Source organism: Arthrobacter hankyongi, from assembly GCF_022012395.1.
GTDB classification, from domain to species: domain Bacteria; phylum Actinomycetota; class Actinomycetes; order Actinomycetales; family Micrococcaceae; genus Crystallibacter; species Crystallibacter hankyongi.
The window spans coordinates 14,694-31,553 of the sequence record NZ_JAKLTQ010000030.1; the positions used below are offsets into that span (position 1 = coordinate 14,694).

General features: G+C 61.2%; 16 protein-coding genes and 1 pseudogene. 6 read left to right on the top strand and 11 right to left on the bottom strand.

Going from position 1 to position 16,860, the window contains the following annotated elements; genetic code table 11:
* Positions 1 to 182: 182 nt before the first annotated feature.
* Entirely contained in the window at positions 183 to 350 is a 168-nt protein-coding gene (locus LVY72_RS22815) for a hypothetical protein (RefSeq protein ID WP_237827031.1), read from the top strand.
* 439 nt (positions 351 to 789) lie between these two features.
* Here the strand turns inward: LVY72_RS22815 and LVY72_RS22820 are convergent.
* The 10 genes and pseudogenes from LVY72_RS22820 to LVY72_RS22865 form a co-directional block, all read right to left on the bottom strand.
* A pseudogene (locus LVY72_RS22820) lies at positions 790 to 1,171 on the bottom strand (transposase); the annotation flags it as partial.
* A 323-nt stretch (positions 1,172 to 1,494) separates the two neighbouring features.
* Entirely contained in the window at positions 1,495 to 1,728 is a 234-nt protein-coding gene (locus LVY72_RS22825; RefSeq protein ID WP_237827034.1) for a hypothetical protein, read from the bottom strand.
* Between the two features lie 102 nt (positions 1,729 to 1,830).
* Positions 1,831 to 2,649, bottom strand: coding sequence for a riboflavin kinase (locus tag LVY72_RS22830; RefSeq protein WP_237827036.1), 819 nt, complete (start codon positions 2,647 to 2,649; stop codon positions 1,831 to 1,833).
* Positions 2,646 to 3,188, bottom strand: coding sequence for an NUDIX domain-containing protein (locus tag LVY72_RS22835; RefSeq protein ID WP_237827038.1), 543 nt, complete (start codon positions 3,186 to 3,188; stop codon positions 2,646 to 2,648). The genes LVY72_RS22830 and LVY72_RS22835 overlap by 4 nt, the downstream gene beginning before the upstream one ends.
* Before the next feature lie 117 nt (positions 3,189 to 3,305).
* Positions 3,306 to 4,055, bottom strand: coding sequence for an SDR family NAD(P)-dependent oxidoreductase (locus tag LVY72_RS22840; RefSeq protein ID WP_237827040.1), 750 nt, complete (start codon positions 4,053 to 4,055; stop codon positions 3,306 to 3,308).
* 287 nt (positions 4,056 to 4,342) lie between these two features.
* The gene (locus LVY72_RS22845; RefSeq protein WP_237827042.1) at positions 4,343 to 5,269 is read right to left on the bottom strand and encodes an SDR family NAD(P)-dependent oxidoreductase; all 927 of its coding nucleotides are present in this window, start codon (positions 5,267 to 5,269) and stop codon (positions 4,343 to 4,345) included.
* Positions 5,266 to 6,237, bottom strand: a complete 972-nt coding sequence (locus LVY72_RS22850) for an isocitrate lyase/PEP mutase family protein (protein ID WP_237827045.1) — start codon at positions 6,235 to 6,237, stop codon at positions 5,266 to 5,268. The genes LVY72_RS22845 and LVY72_RS22850 overlap by 4 nt, the downstream gene beginning before the upstream one ends.
* 2 nt (positions 6,238 to 6,239) lie before the next feature.
* Positions 6,240 to 6,758 (bottom strand): cupin domain-containing protein, encoded by a 519-nt coding sequence (locus tag LVY72_RS22855; RefSeq protein WP_237827048.1) that lies wholly within the window; start codon positions 6,756 to 6,758, stop codon positions 6,240 to 6,242.
* 264 nt (positions 6,759 to 7,022) lie between these two features.
* Positions 7,023 to 8,219 carry an LLM class flavin-dependent oxidoreductase gene (locus LVY72_RS22860; protein WP_237827050.1) on the bottom strand — a complete coding sequence of 399 codons (1,197 nt, stop codon included), beginning with the start codon at positions 8,217 to 8,219 and terminating at the stop codon, positions 7,023 to 7,025.
* A 198-nt stretch (positions 8,220 to 8,417) separates the two neighbouring features.
* Positions 8,418 to 8,996 (bottom strand): flavin reductase family protein, encoded by a 579-nt coding sequence (locus tag LVY72_RS22865; RefSeq protein WP_308190866.1) that lies wholly within the window; start codon positions 8,994 to 8,996, stop codon positions 8,418 to 8,420.
* Positions 8,997 to 9,426: 430 nt separating this feature from the next.
* Here LVY72_RS22865 and LVY72_RS22870 point away from each other — a divergent pair, with 430 nt between their 5' ends.
* Complete coding sequence (locus tag LVY72_RS22870; RefSeq protein WP_237827052.1) at positions 9,427 to 10,488, top strand: AraC family transcriptional regulator; 1,062 nt, start codon at positions 9,427 to 9,429, stop codon at positions 10,486 to 10,488.
* A gap of 704 nt (positions 10,489 to 11,192) precedes the next feature.
* Positions 11,193 to 12,641, top strand: a complete 1,449-nt coding sequence (locus tag LVY72_RS22875; RefSeq protein WP_237827053.1) for an MFS transporter — start codon at positions 11,193 to 11,195, stop codon at positions 12,639 to 12,641.
* Between the two features lie 245 nt (positions 12,642 to 12,886).
* Here LVY72_RS22875 and LVY72_RS22880 read toward each other — a convergent pair whose 3' ends face one another.
* Positions 12,887 to 13,450 carry a recombinase family protein gene (locus tag LVY72_RS22880; RefSeq protein ID WP_237827055.1) on the bottom strand — a complete coding sequence of 188 codons (564 nt, stop codon included), beginning with the start codon at positions 13,448 to 13,450 and terminating at the stop codon, positions 12,887 to 12,889.
* Positions 13,451 to 13,934: 484 nt separating this feature from the next.
* Here LVY72_RS22880 and LVY72_RS22885 point away from each other — a divergent pair, with 484 nt between their 5' ends.
* Genes LVY72_RS22885 through LVY72_RS22895 form a run of 3 tightly spaced genes read left to right on the top strand, consistent with a single transcriptional unit; the run spans position 13,935 to position 16,622 of the window.
* Positions 13,935 to 14,321 carry an AAA family ATPase gene (locus tag LVY72_RS22885; protein ID WP_237827057.1) on the top strand — a complete coding sequence of 129 codons (387 nt, stop codon included), beginning with the start codon at positions 13,935 to 13,937 and terminating at the stop codon, positions 14,319 to 14,321.
* Positions 14,285 to 15,541, top strand: coding sequence for an ATP-dependent nuclease (locus LVY72_RS22890; RefSeq protein ID WP_237827059.1), 1,257 nt, complete (start codon positions 14,285 to 14,287; stop codon positions 15,539 to 15,541). Before LVY72_RS22885 ends, LVY72_RS22890 begins: the two co-directional genes overlap by 37 nt.
* Complete coding sequence (locus tag LVY72_RS22895) at positions 15,531 to 16,622, top strand: UvrD-helicase domain-containing protein (protein WP_237827061.1); 1,092 nt, start codon at positions 15,531 to 15,533, stop codon at positions 16,620 to 16,622. Before LVY72_RS22890 ends, LVY72_RS22895 begins: the two co-directional genes overlap by 11 nt.
* The last annotated feature ends 238 nt before the right edge of the window (positions 16,623 to 16,860 follow it).

Below are 16,860 nucleotides of genomic sequence, written 5' to 3' on the forward strand. Positions count from 1 at the left end.
GCACTTCTAATATTGGATTCGTTCGCGTCACCAGTAGGACGACTTCGAGCAGTTGGTGCTACGCCGAATAGGGCGTGCTCGTCCCCCACATCAGGACCCCTGGCTTAACGACTGGTGGTCGTGGCGCCAGGACGAACACCTCGAGGCCGGCGCCGTCTCCCTCGCCATCATCCCGCCCCCCTGTGCACACGACAGCAGCCCTCTGGCCCAACGTGAACCCGCTGTTCGACATCTTCGCCGGGCCGCGCGAGGACTTCTCGAACAAGCCAGGCTGGGTGGTGAATGCAGATGACTCCTGGTCCGGGATTGAAAGCCGCCCTCGTTCCGGCTCCCGGATGGAAAATTCGTAGAATATGACCAGAACCGCCCTGGAGCATGGCAAGTTCAGAACAACTCGGCCTTTAGAGATTGTCTATATCGTCCAATGGCGAAAGGAGAGGACGCTGCTTCATGCCTGAAACACAGGGCATTATTGCGCTGGCAGATTTTGCGCCGGGATGTCGGAGACCGGTGTCACTAACGACATGGCCGGGCTTAAAGGCACAGATTTCGGGCGCTTCAGCGCTGGCATGCTGCCTGTATACGGCGAGGGAAGTGCGGCCCTCCGCATTGTTTATCCTGACCGACGACTGAATTGTCAGAGGCACTTCCGCAAGTGCGCCCAGCCTTTTTCTTGAGTGAGAAGGGCTGGGCGGCACTCGCGAACGCGGCGGAACCGTTCTTACTCGGCCAGGCGTCCGCCGTCGACGACCAGCTCGCTGCCGGTCATGTACGAGGCCTCGTCGGATGCACGACCTCGTCGACCCCGTTCAGCCGGCGCTGACGCTTCTTCACGATCACCGGCTCGAACGACCCGTCCCGGTCCCGCGGGACCTCGATCTCCACGGGACCGGTCGTCTCGGTCAGCACCGTCTTGGCCCGGGTCCCGTTGCGGCAGTTCCCGGGTGCCATTGGCCACGGCGTCATGCTTTTCGTAGCCAAGGTGTTCGGTTATCTCTTCATCGAGTGCGGTCTCGATGACTGTCTTGGTCAGTTGTTTGAGCAGACCGTCAGGACCGGCCAATGCCAGACCCTGCTCCCTGGCCATCCGCACGAGTTCGCAGGCGGCTCCTGCCTCGGACAGATCCTTCAGATTCTCGCTGTTCGGCACAGCCTCAAGTGTCGTGGCCATATCCGGATCCTCCCCGCTAGGCTCACTGCCCGGCGTGTCGAGCCGAATACACCGTTATTTACAGAGTCCCCCCGGGCCGGATGCACGCGCACAGTCACACGGCAAGGGCTTTGGTGGTAGCAACGATTCGGCCGGCGCCGGACCCGAACCTCTCAAGGGGAACGAGGTCGGGATCCGACGCATGGCCCGCCGGCAATAATCGGCGGAACGGACGCCGGGGAGCGCGGGCAAGAGGTCAGGCCGGTACTGCTGTGGCGGAGGCATCCGTCTCCGGCTGCGCCATTCCGGTCGCGGCCAGGTCTTGGTGGGCGGGAGTGCGGTACTCATTGAGGAGTTTCCGGGCAGTCCCGTTCAAAGGTCATGCCATAAGGAACTTGAGGACTCAGGGCGACGGTATACGCATCGTAGCGATGCCGGGTGATCAGAACCCCGTACCGGCGGTCGGATATGGCCAGGGATTTGACTGTTTGATGTGCCGTGTCCAGTTGTTCTTGGAGGGCATTCCAGCCGGTGCCGGCAGCAGCTGTGAGAGTGACTTCATAATTGTCGTGTGTCATGGATCGCTGTTTCCAGGTCAGAGGAGTTGAGGAGGCCGGGCTAGGTCTTCCAAGTGGTATCGGCGACGGTTGAAGCTCCCCGCGGTCTTACCTTGGGGTTCCCTATGCGTTCGGCGCGGAGGTGGCCTCGTACATCTGCTTCGTTGTCATGCGGTAGCGGAGGTCGCCGGGCAGTTCCTGGGGGGTGACCCATACTTGGTGGCCTTGGGATGCTTCGAACATTTGGCGCGGGCCGTTGGCGTCGGCGGCAATCCAGAGTGCCGTGGAGTCGGGCATGGCGTCTTCGACGAAGCCGGTTCTGATGACGCGGCCGTCGTGTCGGATTTCCACCCAAGCGTTGATTAGCAGGCTCCATTCGAGGTGGTTCCGCGGTGTTGGTCGGTGCAGTCTCTTGTCGCTTTCGGGTGTCAGGGCGTCAGCGGCGGCCCCGTTGGGGCCGGTACCGGCCGCGCCTGCCTGGGCCGTGGTGGCCCAGGAGCGCACGGATGCCACGTCGTCGCGGATTTGTGCTGCGAGTTCATCGGTTCCACGGAAGCGGCGCTGGGGGCGAATGTACTCGTGCAGACTCACCTGAACGCTGCGGCCGTACAGGTCCCCGTTGAAGTCCAACAGGTGGGCTTCCAGCAGCCGTGTCCCTTTGCGGTAGTAGGTCGGGCGGCGCCCGACAGAGACGGCGGCCGCGTAGGTCCTGCCTTCACCGTCCGGCCCAAGCCGGACGGTGCCGGCCCAGACACCGTCCCGGATGTCCCCTTCCGGTATGGCGATGTTGGCCGTGGGAAAACCGAGCTCCCGCCCGCGGGCATCACCATGCTCAACGACACCCTCCAGTCTGATGGCACCACTGATTGGGTCACCTGCCGTGGCACCCGACTGTAGTCGACTGGTACCCGAAGGTGCGTTGGCGTTGGTCAGGGCTTTCATGGACTCACTCGCTGATCTGGCAGGTTTGGGATCGTGGTGGCCGCCCTCGGTTGGCGTCCTCGGAGGGTAGCGGGGTAGTGGCCGGTTGCCTCGAGCACGTTGTCGAGCCAGCTGACCCGGTTGGCGAAGCGCTTCGCCTTATGCGGGGCGGTCCACCGGTAGGAATCGTGTTCCCAGTCGATTCTCAGCCGCCGCTGGGAGGTGAGGGCAGTGAACGTGTGCACCAGCCAGAGCGTTCCCGACCTATCGGGGACCATCAGGTCCGGTCCTGGCCGCAGGTCCAGGAGGTCTGTGGCGTGCAGCCCTGTTTCTTCAAACAACTCTTCTAGGGCCTGTTGTTCGGGTGTTGCACCGGCTTCCACATATCCGGTGATGCAGTGCCAACGGCCGCTGTCATGGCCAAGGCTGCGGCTCCTTCTGAACAGGGCAATCCTGCCCCGCCATTCGACCACAGCAGCGATAACAACGCGGTCTGGGCGAATGTTTGACACAGCGTCAGAGGGAAGCCTGACGCAAGGAGATGCGTTTATCGTACTCATTATCCTATCCTTACAACCTGCTCTCAGGGGCCGAGGCTGCTGCTGCTTTCAGGTGAGCGCCCCGTCCTTCTTTTGATTCAGAAGGGCAGGGCGCTCATGAAGGAGGCGTGAGCGTTCTTACTCGGCCAGGCGTCCGCCGTCGACGACCAGTTCGCTGCCGGTCATGTACGAGGCCTCGTCGGATGCGAGGAACAGCACCGTGTACGACACCTCGCGTGGATCGGCGAACCGGCGGATGGGGAGTGTCTGAGCAAACGCTTCGATCGTCTCGGGGTCCATCAGGTTCTTCGCCATCGGAGTGAGGATCGCGCCCGGATGCACCGAGTTAACGCGCACATTGTGCGGTCCGTACTCGATCGCGGTGGCCTTGGTCATGCCCCTGACGGCGGCCTTGGCGCCCGTGTACGCCACGCTGGGGCTGCCTGCGAGGTGGGCCATCGCCGCTGCCGACGAGATGTTGACGATCGAGCCCCCGCCTGCCTCAACCATCCCGGGCAGCACGGCGCGCATGCCCAGGAACACCCCGGTCTGATCGACCGCGACGACCTTGTTGAACGTCTCGAGATCGAGGTCCGCGGTGAACGCTTCGGGGCCAGAGAGCCCCGCGTTGTTCACGAGTACCGTGACCGGGCCGAACTTTTCGACAGCCGCCGCCACGACGTCCGCCCAGGAGTCTGCGTCGGAGACGTCATGCTTCACGAAGAGGGCGTTCTCGCCGAGTTCCTTCGCGAGCACGGCGCCGTCCGTCTCGTTGAGGTCGGTGATGACGACCTTCGCGCCCTCCTCGACGAACAGGCGTGCGTGCTCGGCACCCATGCCGACTGCTGCGCCGGTGATGATGGCAACCTTGTTGGTCAAACGTCCCATGAGGACCTCTTTCGTCCAATTGTGCGCCGGCGATGCGGCGCAGAGTTGATCTGATCTATTCAGTTAGGCGGCTATTCGCCGTTGAGCATGAAGCTCCTGTTGGTGTGGGAACCTGCGACCGGCGCCTCTGATCACGGCCCTGGGTCTCCGGCGATTTCTGCACCCCACACCGCAGAGGAAGCACGGACCTGTTGCAGGACCACCATCGGGGCATCACTCAGAGCGGTGACCTCGGGCCCTGTCCGTGGGTTCAGTTGTGACGTCACTTCCTTGTTTGGAGTATGTGCCTATTTGGTCGACAGGTCCGCCGCGTCGGCGGGGATCTCCGACTCCATCTCCGGAGCGAGGAAAACGAGCTGCTCGCGGAAGGATTCGCTCGCGCTGCGCAGCGGGGAGAGCGCACCCTCCTGCATGAGGGTCTCCGCGTTCTTCGCCCACACTTCGGGCGTCGTGTCGGGCACCGTGATGCGCGGCATGGCGGTGATGACCGTTCTTGCTGCAGAGACACCGCCGATCTCGAACGCCTCTCCGTAGACTGTGGTGTCCTGGTGCGCCAGCCAGGTGGCGAACGCGGCGACCGCGTCGGCAGGGAACTTCTCCTGCATCACCTTCTGGATGGCGGGGTTGGGGAAGGCGTCTTCAGTCATTGGTGTCCAGGCGACGGGCAGGATGGTGGAGATTTGCACTCCGGCCTGGCGGCCCTCGGGGATGAGGGCGTTGCCGAAGCCCCAGATCGCCGCCTTCGCGGCGCTGTAGGCCGTGTCGTGCGGCGCACCCATCAGCGCGTTCGATGACACGTTGATGAGCCGGCCGGTGCCTGAGGTGATCAGGTGTGGCATCGCGGCGCGTGACACCTCGACCAGGCCGCGGAAGCTCGTGTTGAACACGCGCCACCACACCTCACTGTCCATCTCCCAGAACAGGCCGAACCGGTTGATCCCGGCATTGTTGATCACGATGTCGAGACCGCCGAAGCTCTCGATGGCCGTCTGCACGACCTGGGCGGCTTCTTCCACAATGTCGTGGCTGTCGACGACCGCGGTGCCGCCGGCGTCGGTGATCAGTGTCACCGTCTCACCGGCGCGCTCGGCGTTGATGTCATTGGCCACGACCCGCGCGCCTCGGGAAGCGAGCATGATGGCATGCTCCCGGCCCATCCCCTGGCCTGCTCCCGTCACGATCGCCACTCGGCCGTTGAACCGCAGCTCACTCATGACACGTTCCTGTCTCCGACGTTGACGCTGTTCTCGTAGTCGCGGCGCAGCTCCTCTGGAAGGAATTTCTCCTCCAGCTCGCGCACGTCCGCCATCAGCGGCAGTCCCCACTTCGCGCCCCAGCCCACGTCGTACTTGGTGTCGCGCTCGGCGTTCATCCGGTCAAGGTACTCGGCGAACGGCGTGGCCTCGCCTGACTCCTTCATATCGGTCAGCAGTCGCCACACCTCGTGGATGCCGGGCACCGCGAACGGTGTCGGCATGATCGCCTGGCCGACCGCGGTCATCTCGGCGACCGTGCGGCGCCCGATGAGGGAGATCCCGTTGGCGTAATTCACGCCTGCGGTCTCCTTCAGCGCGAGTTCGGTCTGCTCCCAGGTATGGAAACCCTCGAAGAAGATGTAGTCGATGTCCGTCTCGGCACGGTAGAGCTGGGCACGACGGATTGCTTCCTCGACGCCGCCGCCGGCAGCACCGTACCCGTCGGTTCGGGCGACGATCACGAAGTCCTTGTCGTATTTGTCCCGCGCTTCGACGGCGGCGTTCAGCCGCCCGATCGCTTCCGCGTCGGAAACGAGCTCGATGCCCGTCTCCCCGCCTGACTTCTTCGGCTCCCGCTGGTCCTCGATGTGGATGCCCGCGACACCGGCGTCGATGAACTCGGCGACCGTGCGCTGCACATTCAGCGGTGACGGGCCGAAGCCGGTGTCGGCGTCGCAGTAGACGGGGATGTCCACACTGCGCGCCACGCGCTTGGCATGGGCGACGACCTCCGTCAAGGTCAGCCACCCGGTATCGGAGGCGCCCTCGGCCCACCACGCCGACATGCCGCCCGAAACCTCGAACGCGTCATAGCCGGCAGCCTGCGCCATCTGCGCGTGGACCGGCAACGCGGCGAACGGAAGGATCGACGTCTTCTCGCTTTCGAAGACCGCGCGAAGTGCCTTGCCCGGTGATGTCACAGCCATGCTTACAGCTCCTCTTTCGAATTGAATCCGACGGTCACGACGATGTAGACGCAGTCCTCGTCGTACGGGTTTCTCCAGGCGTGGGGAACGCCGGCCATGACAAGCAGGTCCCCCGGGACGAGAGTTCGTACCTTTCCACCCGGGAGTTCGAGATCGACTTTGCCCGAGATCACGACCTCGTAATCGATGGTGTCGCTGGCGTGCATGGCTGGATCACCGTCATGCCCGACGTCCATCGTGGGATCAATCTTGTTGATATCGATGTCTTTGCCGGCCGAACGCGCCGGGAAACTGTTGACCCCAAAGGTCGAACCGTTCGGCCCCGCGAGTTGAACGCTGGCGGGCGGCCGGCCGAAGTTCTCCTTACTGTGCCCGCCCTCGACGGCCCAGTAAAACGCCCCGTTGGCGACGTCCGGCACATCGATGACGGCTGGACCGTCAACATCGAGAAAATCGGCCTCTCCTGACTCGGTCGGCCCCGCAACTACCAGACGGAATTTAGCTGGGTGTGGAAAGGTCATTTACCTTCACTCCTTAGTAAAACGATGTGCTTGAAATTTTGCGACCGCTCACGTTAATCCCCCCGCCCGGTTTGAGCGGTGGATGGAAAAAGGTCGGCCAGTGAACATGACGTTGTTTCTGGCGGGCAGTGAGGGCCAGGGCCTAAAGTGCCCCCGCTCGGCCGCATACTGCCGTGACGTCTGCAGTATGCGGCCGAGCCGGAGGGTTCGCGCTTCCGGGGACCGCGTCAGTGCCGGCTGCCGCAGCGAGCACGCGGTCCTGTGTCAGGCGCGGAGTCCGGCGCTGCGCATCAGCGGGAAGATCTGCTCGTTCAGGCGGTCCAGGCCCTCGTTGTAGTCGACCGTCCCAATGCAGGTACCGGCGATACCTGCGTCGGATAGCTTCTGAAGCCCGTCGACGATCATCTCCGGCGTGCCTACCAGCGGAACAAGACCCGCTCTCAGGTAGGCTCGGACAGCTTCGTCCTTCTTGAGATCCTCGGACCGCTTGTAGTCATCCCAGTTCATGCTGCGGGCGTCACCGGATTCAACGATTGCCTGGTAGCGTGCAGCGCTTTGCCAGTCTCCCATTTCATCTTCGACGTACTTCACATAGTCCAGCGCTTCCTTCTCCGTGTCCTTGCACACGATGTGGACGCCCGCCCACAGCGCAAGATCTTCCCGGCCCGCCTCGTCTGCGTTCTTCCGGAGTTTCGAAACGGCCTGCTTACTGTGGTCCACGTCGGTGACCTGGGCAAACAGGATGTTGGCATGGTCGAACGCGAATTTCTGGCCCGCCGGACTCGAGCCGGCGCTCATCACCACGGGGCCCGGCGATTGAACGGGCTTGGGATAGGCCTCCACTGCCTCCATCTTGAAGAAGTCGCCTTCGAAGTCGAACCTGTATTCATCACCCTCGTCGGACCAGAGTCGCTCGACGATCGTCATCCACTCGTCCGCCAGCTCGTACCGCTTATCATGCTCCGGCAGGTCGAGACCGAACATCTTGTACTCCGGCTGGTGGTAGCCCGCGACGGCATTCAAGCCCATCCGGCCGCCACTGATGTGATCGATCGTCGCAGTCATCTTCGCAGCCGTGAGCGGATGGAAGAACGGCATGTGGCAGGTGGCAAAAACCTGGATGTTCTGGGTCGCTGCCGCCAGCCCGGCCGCCCACGTGAGCGTCTCGAACTGGCGACCCCAGGGCCGGTCGGGGCCCGAAAGCCCCTGCCAACGGGCGATCGGGATAAATCCTTCGACGCCATACCTGTCCGCTTTTTGGGCAAGGCCTTCAACCTCGCCCCAGTTACCGAGCTTGATCGTATTCTCGGCCAGCGTGAGGCCGCCCTGGCCGGTCGAGACGTTCGCCCCGAACATTGCAACTTTGAACTTGTTCGGGCCGTCCATGATCGGCCGCCGGGCACGTTCAACCGTGTGATCAGCGATAAAGTCACGGTCAACGTCGCTCGATGTAATGGTCATGATTGTCAGTCATCCTTTCGTGGAGATGCAGGTTTGGGTGGGTTTGGTTCAGTGCCAGTCGGTGATTTCTTCCGGCCAAAGCGTGGGCGCCGAAGAGCACCGGTTTCAGGCCCGGATTGCCGACACGTATTCAAAGAGTTGACAGAGGGCAGGACGCGTATCTGTCCGCCATTGATGCTTGCCTATTACCGGCCTTGTTCAGATTTGCGACGCATCTCCGAGGGCGTGCCAGGACCGGTTGTGGTAAACCAGTGGCCTTCCGGGCAACCCGCCACCGGACAGGCCTGGTGAGGCTTCAAGCGCCTCAACGGCGACGATGGCGGACCCGCCAGCAGCCATAGAGCTCACGATCCTGCCCCGGATCCAGGCCCCGGCCGTGAGGAAGTAGGGTTCCCCGGTCTCAAGCCACGACCACAGGGAGGTGTCCGCGAACCGATCGATTCCGCTGGTCGCACAGAGTTGCGCGAGGTGCACTTCTTCCGCGCTCAGCAGATGCACAACGACCGTATCTGCCCGGCGAATGGTCGGGGTGCTGGACGAGAACTCCGAGACGGAGAAGGCCAGAATATTGGGGTCCACGCTGGCCGAAATCACAGAAGTTGCAGTCAGGCCGACCGGCCCGTCGCCGGCATCGGCGGTGACGACAGCGACGCCACCGGGATGATTGCGGAATGCGGACTTGAATTCCTCGGCCGTAATCGCCGGCCTGTCGATTTCCATGAGTTGAGTCCCCCCTGAAGCGGTGCGGACGGCCGAGGCATTGCTGCTCATGCTCATCGGATCTCCTCTTGATGTAGTTGCGCCGGCTTCAGAACCGGCCCGTTGAGCACCAACTCTAGGAACATTCGTGACCCACCTGACACGGAAAAGCAGGCCAACACCATTGAAAAGAAGGCCAATCTTGCGCAATCTTGTTGGATGACGTGAAATGGCAGCTCCCACCAGGCCCCGGTGCCACCTGCTCCTCCTGCAACGCCGCATCGCTGCCGGGCTAGCAGCAGATCGACTCGAGGAAGAAGACACATGCATACCCGAACCTTTCCTCCCGACAGCCGGACGGAAACGCCCTGGGCAGCAACGGTTTCCGGCCCGGCTTCCCGGGACCCGTTGGCCGGCCGGCTCCCCTACGAAGCAGGTGGACGCGGCTACGCTGGGGTTCTGAACAATCCGCCCCGACTCCATACGTCGGCGGCGTAAGGGGGCAGCGGTGAAATTAAGCACGTATCAGAACCTGCGGCTGCCGAATTTCAGTGTTCACGCACTGCGTGGACTGCTCGAAGAAGCCGGCCTCGATTGGCGGACTGCACTCGAGAATGCGGAAATTGACCCCGACGCGGTGAACCGCCCGGGAGGCACTATTCCTGCACGAAAGGAACTGGCCTTTCAGCTGCAGTTCGTCGCGCTCACCAAGGATCGGCTCGATCTTTGGGTGAAGGCCGCGCAAACCTACACCCTGGGCTCTTTCGGCGTGCGAGGACTGGCATTCCTAACGGCGCCGACCGTCGAAGCATGGGTAGAAGTCGCAACCGGAATGGACTACGGCCCCGGCCTCATGGAGATTGCGCCGCTGCGGACACCCGATGGCGCGGTGACCGGGATGGAGATGACCTACCCCGAGGCTCCAAAAGAGTTGATCCCGTTCAGCGTCTACCGTGACTTCTGTTCCGTCGCCCGTAACCTCACGTGGCAGTACGGCGGCCCTTTCCCCTTCACCAAGGTGGAACTCCCTCTCGTAGAAGCCTCCCCCGAAGTTTTGACCTACGCCCCCGGCAACATCGACTGCGGCGCCGAAACCCTGCGGCTCTGGTGGGACCCCGCCGTATCAACACACCAGCTGCCCTTCGGTGACGCTTTCCAGCACGCGGCATGGATCAAAGCAGACAGGCAGATTCTCGACACCCTCAGGGCGACCGGCGACTGGCCCGGTGCCGTTGAGAAGGCCATCAAAGCCGCCCCCGAGCTCAACCGCAAACTGGCCAATGTGGCCGCAACACTGCAGGTCTCCCCACGCACCCTGCGGCGCAAGCTCGAACTCACGGGCCATGAATTCGCCCAGCTTCGGGATGCAGCCCTGAATGACCTCGCCACCGATCTGCTCTCGAATACCAATCACTCCGTCGCACGAATATCCCGCACCCTGGGCTACACCGATCCAGCCAGCTTCACCATCGCCTTCAAACGGTGGAGGGGAATGCCGCCGACGGCATTCAGGGAGGCTTCCCGCTACAGAAACAACACCACTAGGCCTGCCCCGCCAACGCTCGTCTGAAGAAGAGAGCGCTGACGGCTTCCTCGCCCGGCCAATCCGCCTCACCGTGAACCTGCTGGTCAAGCTCTTCAAGGGAACACTGTCTCCCAGCCAACAGCCGGACCTGGCAGCCCATCACGAGCAGATCCGCGGAGCTCCCGGGACGCCCCATTCCCCCGGGGATCCCGGTTCCGACTGCTGCGCAAAGTCGTGGACGAAACCGCCGGAGGAAGATTCGGCTGGCAGCCAACGGCAGCGCGATGACGACAACATTCGTGTCCTGCGCGTCATGGGATTGGGCAGACTGGCCTCGTTTTTAAGCTTGTTGGCCTGATTTTCCGTGTCAGGTGAATCACGATTGTTCCTAGAGTTGGTGCTCGACGGGGCCGGCACTGAAGCCGCGCACTACATCAAAGGGAGGACCCGTGAGCATGAGCAAGCAATGCCTCGGCCGTCCACACCGCTTCAGGGGACTCAACTCGCGGAAATCGACTGGCCGGCGATTACGGCCGAGGAATTCAAGGCCGCATTCCGAAATCATCCTGGCGGAGTCGCTGTCACCACAGCCGATGCCGGCGGCGGGCTGGTCGGCCTGACTTCATACTGAGGCCGCCGCCACTGGCGCGGTCCCCGAATTCGCAAGCCCTCCCCTCTGGCGCTATGCGCCACTCGCAATCAAAAACGAAGCCCAGCCGCTGCTGGGTCCACAACAAAGGCGGTCAAAGATGACGCAATCCACTCTCGTCGGGGCTCGCACCGACCGAATCACACCGATAGTCGCAATACTTCTGCTCGGCGGCGTGATCATCGACATCCACTTCGCCAGCCTCTCCCCGCTGGTCGGTGTGATTGCGAAAGAATCAGGCCTGTCAGGATCGGAGATCGGTTGGATCCTTAACGCGACGATGGTTGGCAGTGCCATCTCCGTCAGCCTCACCGCACGCATTGGCGATATCTACGGGCATCGCAAGGTCCTCCTGGCCCTCATCGTCCTGGCACTGATGGGAGCTGCCCTGGGTGCGACCGCGAATGACTTTTGGCCTCTGGTTGCCGGCCGATTCCTCCTGGGCATCGCTATCTCCGTCCCGCTGAGCTGGGGGCTCCTGCGTCCGCGGGCCACTGCGCAGCAGATCCGACTTGTCTCGCTAGCGTTCGCGATGCTGGCGGCCATGTTCGCACCGCTTGCCGTAATCCTTGGCGGCATCATGGTTGGACTAGGGTTGCCGTGGCAAAGCGTCTTTTGGGTGAGTTTCGTTCTGTACGCGGTGATGCTGATCCTCGCCCTCCTCTCACCTGAGACGCCCGCATCCGCCCGCGCGGACGTTCGGCTGGACTGGTTCGGTGGACTGGGTCTGGGGGTTTGGGTCACAGCATTGCTGGTCGGAATCAGTGGAGGCCCGGGCCTGGGCTGGACCTCCCCCACCGTGCTCGGCTCGTTTGTCTTGAGCGGGGTGGTGTTGGCTGTGTGGATCGTTCAGCAGCGGCGCACGCAGGAGCCACTGGTGTCGTTCCGCAACATGGACGTCCGCCAGGCCCTCATCGGGTTCTCCGGGCTCTTGGCGGTTACTATCGTCGGCAACGGCATATTTTTCGTGCTACCAGCACTGCTTCAGACACCAACATCCTCCGGGTTCGGCCACGGCCTTTCTGCCCTCGACTCCACATACGTACTGCTCGCGATGATTCCCGGCGCCGCACTTGGATATGTTTGGACACGGTGGGGACTAAAGCGCTTTGGTCCGAAGACCGTCCTGGTCGTTTCCGGAACCGGGGCGATCATGGTCTATCTCGGCCTCGCGTTTGTGCATGGCCCAGTCTGGACGTCCTGGGTGTGGGTGTTCGGCTATGCCCTCACGATCCTAAGCTGTAGCTCTGTGGGATACGCACTGGTTGCCTCGGCCGGCCGTCAGGACAATATGGCGGTGACGATTAGCATGCAAAACATCGTCCAGTTCGTCGGGTCACCAGTAACGGTCGCGATTCTATTGAATGTGTTGGTGCCCGGCGCCGGCGGATTCATTCCGGAGGCGACGTTCGCCGGTATCTTTATCGCTTTTGCCCTGATCATCGCCGTATTAGTCATCGTGTGGGCTGTCCTTGCCCCGGCGCGCGTCATTGACCGGCACGCCATCGACACGGAGACCGACACGATGCTCCAACCTGCCCGCCACTAAGGCTTGTCTCTTATTGCCTTGGGCTAGGCAGGGGAAGCACTGATGGGCAGGGGAAATGCGGACATACCTAACTGAGCTGGTCCTCGAAACTTGGACTGGCTAAATCAGAACCTAGGACGCGGGGGCTTGAGCACGGTATTGCACCGGGCACAAGCCCCCGAGCTTTGCTGCCGGCTCCCAGATACGCGGATACCCCGCCCGTTAAAGGGCCTGCCGGGGTGCCTCTAACGCTTCACCCTCGTCAGTTAGTCTGAGTCCAACCCCAGGTACCGATAGACAGTGGCGCGGCTGGCGCCAATGATCCTGCCGATGTCGGCCAGCTTGAGGCCCTGGGCCTTCAGCTCACGGGCGCGCTTCACCTTCCAGTCCCCTGCGGTGACTTCGCGTCGTCCCGCTTTGCGCCCGTTGGCGGCAGCTGCCGCCATCCCGGCCCTGGTCCGCTCGACCAGCTGGTCACGTTCGAGCTGGGCGAACGCGGACATGACCGTGAGCATGGCCTTGCCCATGGCACCCGTGGTGGTGATGCCCTCGGTCAGTGAACGGAAGTGGACCCCGCGTCCTTCAAGGTCATCGATGAGCTCCAGCAGGTTCCGTGTGTTGCGGCCGAGCCGGTCCAGCTTCCATACCACCACCTCGTCACCTTCCCGGAGGTGTTCGAGCATCTTGTCCAGCTCCGGCCGGCTGGCTCTGGTGCCGCTGACACCGTGGTCGGTGAAGATCCGTTTGCAACCGGCGGCCTTCAGTGCCGTATGCTGCAGGTCCGCGTTCTGGTCCACCGTGCTGACCCGGGCGTACCCGATGCTGGCCATGGCGCTCCCCTTGGTCCCATCAAAGGTTGTCTTCCTCGTTGTTGAGAATACTCCGAGTGAGACATATTGATGAGACAAGTCGTGGCCCGGAAATCCGGGCCGGACGGCCCGGAGCCGAACCGCCCGCCCTTGTCCTGGCAAAGGGTCCTTTGCTGAGACAACGTTCCGAAGCTAGCCCGATGCCCAGTTGGAAATCCATAGTTTCAACCTGACAATCTCGTGTTGAAGGCTTAGTGGTCCGGTTGGATGCTTCAAGCGCGCCGCGAAATGCTGTCGCTGCTCCCACGTCCTTGGCACGTGCGGCACCCTAAGGGCCCAGCTGCGTCTCACTGTGGGCGCATATGATGTCTTTTTCACTCAACACTCCGGACATTCCAACTATCCATGTGTGTCGCCAAAGGTGCGAGACACTTGTTGTGGTTGCGGCTCAGAGTGTTCGGACGGAACATTCGCGCCGCGTGATTGCAACGCATCTTGGAGTGGAATGATCGAGAGAATCAGGATCCGCGGCTACCGCAAATACGTGGATTTCATGCTGAAGCCAAACCCAGGTATGAACATCATTGTGGGAGGCAACGAGAGCGGAAAGTCCACTCTCCTTGAGGCGATCAGTCTGGCACTGACAGGCAGGGTTAACGGCCGAAGCGCTCAGGACGAACTGAACCCTCACTGGTTCAACACCACTCTGGTGTCCGACTTTTTTGAAGCACGAAAATCGGGGCAGAACCCTACGCCGCCCGAGATATGTATCGAGATTTTTCTGGCAGACGACGATGACTTACAGCGTCTGTCGGGCGCCGCCAACTCAGACGTGCCGCCTATGCATGTCCAGGTGTGTCGATCGTCGTCGCACCGAATCCCGACTATGTGATCGAGATCGAGGCCTACCTGACTAATGGTGAACCGAAGCTGCTTCCTGTCGAGTACTACAGTGTGGAGTGGCGATCGTTCGCTGACGAGGTCATTACGAGTCGCCCTAAGGGGCTGGCTTCTGCTCTGATTGACTCGCGAACAGTACGCTCTTCGAGCGGAGTGGACTTTCATCTGCGCCAAATTCTTAGCGACCATCTAGATGGTGCGGAAAAAGCGGAAATTTCCCTGGCCTACAGAAGGATCAAAGGCGAGATGTCGGACACGACGCTCAAGAACATCAACGCCAAGATGTCTGCTGTACATGCTGAACTTCACGATGGCTTGATCGGCCTCTCGATGGACCAGACTTCTCGGACATCCTGGGAATCATCCATTATGCCCCACGTGGATGAGATTCCCTTCGCCATGACTGGCCAGGGCCAACAGGCGGCGATCAAGATTGCCTTAGCCATGAATCGAACGGCCAAGTCAACGAACATCGTCATGATCGAAGAGCCCGAGAACCACCTGTCTCATACATCGTTGAATAAGCTGGTGGGTCGAATCAAGGAGCTGTCCGGTGAACATCAGCAGCTTTTCATTACGACGCACAGTTCCTTTGTCCTCAACAGATTGGGGCTGGATGCATTGCTGTTGGTTTCTGGAGGCCGCCACACCCGCTTAGGTGCACTCGACCCAAACACGGTGGCTTACTTCGAGAAACTGCCTGGCTATGACACGCTGCGGATGGCCTTGGCTGACAAAGTCGTGCTGGTCGAAGGCCCATCCGATGAGATCCTCTTCGAGCGCTTCTATGTAGACATGTTCGGCCATCGACCAATCGAGGATGGCATTGACGTCGTCAGCATGCGCGGATTGTCACTGGCCCGATGCCTAGAACTCTGTGCCGCTCTTGATAAGCCGGTTGCCGCGACAAGGGACAACGACGGTGAGGATCCTACTTCACTGTCCGACGGACTCACTGCATGGCTCACCGAAGACAGGCGCCGGCTCTTTATTGGTGCTGTGGAAATGGGAACGACATTGGAACCTCAGTTGATCAGCCAGAACGACGAAGGGCTACTTCGCTCGGTGCTTGGGATTTCAGACAGGGCGACGTTGGGAACCTGGATGTCCAACAACAAGACGGAAGCGGCAATAAGGATAGCCAAGTCTGCTGAGACAGTAACAGCGCCGCTGTATTTCCAAGAAGCCGCCAAGTTCATACATGATGCATAAGAACCACTTGACATTAGCCGTTGCCGGATCCCGGAAGACGCAGAGCATCATCGATGCCTGCATAGCAGCGAGTAAGGCCGAAAAGGTCCTAGTCCTTACTTACACCACCACAAATCAAATTGAGATCCGCCAGCGCATGAGTCGGCAACTGGGCGGAGCGGTGCAGGTTGAGGTTCTCGGTTGGTTTACGTTCTTGATCAAGCACTGGGTGCGTCCATTTGTTCCATTTCTCGATCCCCATCGGAGAGTTCGCGGATTCGATTTTGAGAGCGATCCGCAGCGCTACATGTCAAGCGCGAGTGAGGACCGTTACTTTGACAACGGCGGGCGTGTTCGGAAGGTACACCTCCCGCAACTGGCGTGCCTGGTCGAACGTGCAAGCCGAGGTGCGCTGCTGTCACGGCTCGAGCGAATCTACGACACCATCTACATCGACGAGGTACAGGACCTCGGCGGGTACGACCTGGAGATTCTGAAGCTCTTGATGAAGTCGTCCATTAAACTGCGAATGGTAGGCGACGTACGTCAGGCGGTTCTAACCACCAACGAACGCGAACGGAAGAACAAGCAGTACATGTTCACCGGCGTCTGGAAATGGTTCAAGGCTCAAGCGGAGAGTGGCAAACTTGACATAAGCCAGCGCCACACAACATGGCGATGCCACCCAGAAATCGCAGCGTTTGCAGACTCGGTGTTCGGTGAGAGCTGGGGTTTTACGGCTACCAAATCCATGAATGAACGGAAGACCGAGCACGACGGGATGTTCCTCGTAAAAAGTGAAGACGTTCCTGCCTATGTAGAAGAGTTCAAGCCACTATGCCTGCGCTATATGTCGTCGTCGGCTCAGAAATTCTACTTGCCGTTCATGAACTACCGAGCCTCAAAAGGGTTGACGCGTGAACGCGTTCTCATCGCACCCACCACCAACGTCGAAAGATTCATCAAGACCGGCAAGCCGCTCGAAGCCATGGCAGCGGCAACATTCTATGTCGCTATTACAAGGGCTGAGCAGAGCGTTGCCATAATCCTCGACACTCCGGGCACATCAGGGCTGCCATACTGGAATCCGCAATCAGGGTGACGCAGCACCGACCAGCCCGACATGTTTGCGCCCTAGGCATGACATATTATCCGCTGGCTGTTCCTGAAAGCGGCGAGCACCATTCCGGTGGACGCCATCCTCATCATCACGGAAACGCCGATAACAGCGCATATGACAAAAGTGGGTGGACGCATCGGGCATTCCCCGGATCCCATCGACCCCTCCGGACGCGCAATACGACTGCGGACCCGGGGCTTCATACTCCTGCTGCAGCACC